Below are 3,190 nucleotides of genomic sequence, written 5' to 3' on the forward strand. Positions count from 1 at the left end.
TACGGCCGGCCGCCGGCCGGGCCCCTCGACGAGCGGGAACTCGCCCACTGGCGCACCGAACTGGCCCTCGCCTGGCAGGTCCTGGTGCGCCGCCAGGTCACCAGCACGTACCCATCGCTGCCCTTGCCGCCGTCCGATTGGTTGTTCCCGCCGGCGCCGCCCGGTGCGCCGTGGCCGGCGCTCGCCGGGACGCTCGCCGGCAGGTCGGCGAAGGCGGCGCGCTCGCCCGCCGCACCGGCCTCGTGCTTGCGGGACTCTCCCGCCTTGGGGCTGACCGCCCCGGTCCCCCGCGAGCCGGTCGGCCATCCCGCGCTGCATTCGAACCCGCCGCCCGAGCCGCCGTCCCCGCCGGGAATGCCACCGGGCCGGTGCTTGGGTTCTGCGCTCCCACCGTGCCCGCCGTGGCCTCGGCCATCTCGCTGTGCCCAGCCGCCTTGCCCGCCCTGCGCTCCCTCGCGCACTCCTGCGTAGTTGACCCACCCGGCGCCGCCCCCACCGCCACCGCCGCCGACCAGGACCACCGTGAACGCGTCGATCCCCTTCGGCAGTTCGAAGTCGTGCGAGCCCGCCTTGTCGAAAACCATGCTGGTGGGCTGCGCGTGGGCGGGCACGGCATTGAACCCGCACGTCAGCATCGCGGCCGCGGCGACCGCCCCCGCGCTCTTCCACCGCTGCAGTGTCATCGTCATAGTGCCCATCTCGTGAGTGCCGAACGATCCTTCGTGATCACGACCACCTCAGCGGAGACGGGATCACCGACAAGATCAACTGAACTGGAAGGCCAGCGGTTACCCTCAGACGCCCAAGTGGCCCGCCCGAAGCGATCGCCATGGCTGTGCCCTCGCCGATGGCGAGCCCCGGGCCACGTCCGCAGGGCCGACGGAGCCGCATGTGCTCCAGTGATGCTCGGGGCTGCGGCCCTTGCCATACGACTAGCCGGTTGCTTTCGGACGTTTCGCGGCTGGATGTCGCCTTCGGGGTATTCGGTGCGGCTTGGGAACCTAGCGTGCGTGACGCGTTGATTACTGGTTGCGGGCGGGTTGATGAAGGGGGACCTCGGTGGGCGGTCAGGTGCAGTTCACGGAGCAGGAGCGTCTTCAGCGGGTGCAGGGGCTGTTGTCGGGGACGCGGTCGCAGGCGAAGGTGGGGCGGGCGCTGGCGCAGGGCGGCGGGTACGGCAACGTGCTGATCGGGGCGCTGCTGCACGGCGCCGACCGAGTGCGGCAGGGCTATCCGCCCACCGATCTGGAGCGGATGATGCTGGGCGTCCTGGGGACGGTGGCGGCGGATACCGAGGCCCGGGAGTGGGGGCGGGTGTACCGGGAGTCGGTGACGTCGGGCGGCGCGTCGGTGGTGCCGGACGTGATCAGGAGCCTGCCGGTCGGCCGCGGCTACACGATCGCGGACCTGCGCCGGGACATGCCGCAGCTGGTCCAGGAGGCGGTGGCGTGTCCGAACGTCCAGGTCGTGGACCCGTACGCGGCGGCGACCGGGCAGCCCGACAGCGCGGCGTTCCTCGCGGCGATGAGGGAGACGGGGTTTGCGGTCACCGTGTTCGCTCGGCCCGCCCTGTCCGCCGCCGGCGCGCAGTCCGAGGACGGCCAGGCGGCGGACACGCCGGCCGGGCCGGTCGGCGGCGCCGGTGACGACGCGGGCACCCACGCCGACGAGACGTTCCGGGTGAGGCTGGAGCTGGAGAACTTCTACGTCCACCGCGAGGTGGGCGACCAGTGGTGGAGCGACGATGAGATCTACTGGGTCGCCTCCACCAGCGCCGGCCCCGACAGCGGCGGCCGCACGTTCACCTCCAAGGAGTTCCAGGACGTCCACGAGGGCAAGACGTTCACCTTCCCCGCCGACAACAAAGTCCTGTTCGACGGCACGTTCAAGGGGCTGCTCGGGACGATGATCGCGGCCTGGGAGGCCGACCAGAGCAGCGCCGCGTGGTGGGAGGCCCTGCAGAAGGCGCTCAGCGACGCCCTGGCCAGCCTCGACCTGCTGATGCTCGTCGACACCTTCATCGGGATCATCCCGGGGCCGGTGGGAGTGGCTTTCGAACTCGCGAAGATCTTCGTCTTCCTCTTCGAGGTGTTCCGCAACTACGACGACATGTCCGCCACCCGCTCGATCGTGATGAACCGCGAGGACCTGGCGAGGCTGTCGTACAAGGGCGGCACCTCCTGGCACTTCGACGGCGAGGGCCACCACGAACTACGGGTCAAGTACACCGGCGACAAGGTCCCCTTCCCCCAGGGAACCGTCGAATACATCGCGGGCGACGGAGACACCTGGAGCGCGCCGATCTCCCTGGGCTGGCAGAGCACCCAGGCCCCCGCGCTGGCCCTGTACAACGGCAAGCTGCACGCGCTGTTCGTACGCGCCCAGGACAACGGGGTCATGTGGAGCCGCCTGGAAGGCGGCACCTGGACCGCACCACAAAAGATCGGGGGCGACGCAACCCACTACGCCCCCGCCCTGGCCGCGGGCCACGGCAAGCTGTACTACGTCGTCGTCGGTCTCGACGGAACGGTGTGGTCGCGCACCTACACCGACACCGGAGGCTGGACCGCAGCCGCGCAGGTCGCGGACAACTTCCGCAGCGTCAATGCCCCGTCCCTGACCTTCTTCGACAACAAATTGTGGCTGACGACGGCCGTGGTATCCGGAATCGTGGGCACGAGCTTCTACGACGGGACCCGCTGGTCCTCTCTCGCCCCCGACATGTTCTTGACCGCGAGCGACCCCGTTGGCATGTGCGTCCATGACAACAGGCTGTGGCGCGCCCGCCGCAAGTCCGACAACAACCAGGTCCTCGTAAGCCGGCTGAGTTCAGGCAGCACTCCCACGTGGCTGCAGGACGGCCTGCCCAACCCCGGGGGCGACAGCACCCACGGACCGACCATCGTCAGCCACCGAAACGCCGTATGGGAATTCTTCCGCAAGCCCGACGGCTCCCTGTGGACGCAGCGGTACATGGGCGGAGGCGGCGCAGGCTGGTTCATCCTGCGCCAAGTTGGCGACGAAGCGATCCGCCCCATCGACGAGAGCGCCGCGGTCTCCCTCAACCACAACACGCTGTACGTCATGTACCGCCGCTAGGGCACGTATTCGGTCGTGATCAATCTTGGCGATTCACCTTCGCGGCGGGTCCTGATCCGGTAGACCGTGGTGTGTGACGCGAGCGCAACTG

1 protein-coding gene and 1 pseudogene are annotated in these 3,190 nt (G+C 69.6%); one reads left to right on the plus strand and one right to left on the minus strand.

Annotated elements, in window-relative coordinates; all coding sequences use genetic code 11:
• Positions 1-689, minus strand: a pseudogene (locus ABZ497_RS36665) (hypothetical protein); the annotation flags it as partial.
• Between the two features lie 370 nt (positions 690-1,059).
• Here ABZ497_RS36665 and ABZ497_RS36670 point away from each other — a divergent pair.
• Positions 1,060-3,099 carry a hypothetical protein gene (locus tag ABZ497_RS36670; RefSeq protein ID WP_359812457.1) on the plus strand — a complete coding sequence of 680 codons (2,040 nt, stop codon included), beginning with the start codon at positions 1,060-1,062 and terminating at the stop codon, positions 3,097-3,099.
• The last annotated feature ends 91 nt before the right edge of the window (positions 3,100-3,190 follow it).

It is taken from the genome of Kitasatospora sp. NPDC005751 (assembly GCF_040630835.1).
GTDB lineage: Bacteria > Actinomycetota > Actinomycetes > Streptomycetales > Streptomycetaceae > Kitasatospora.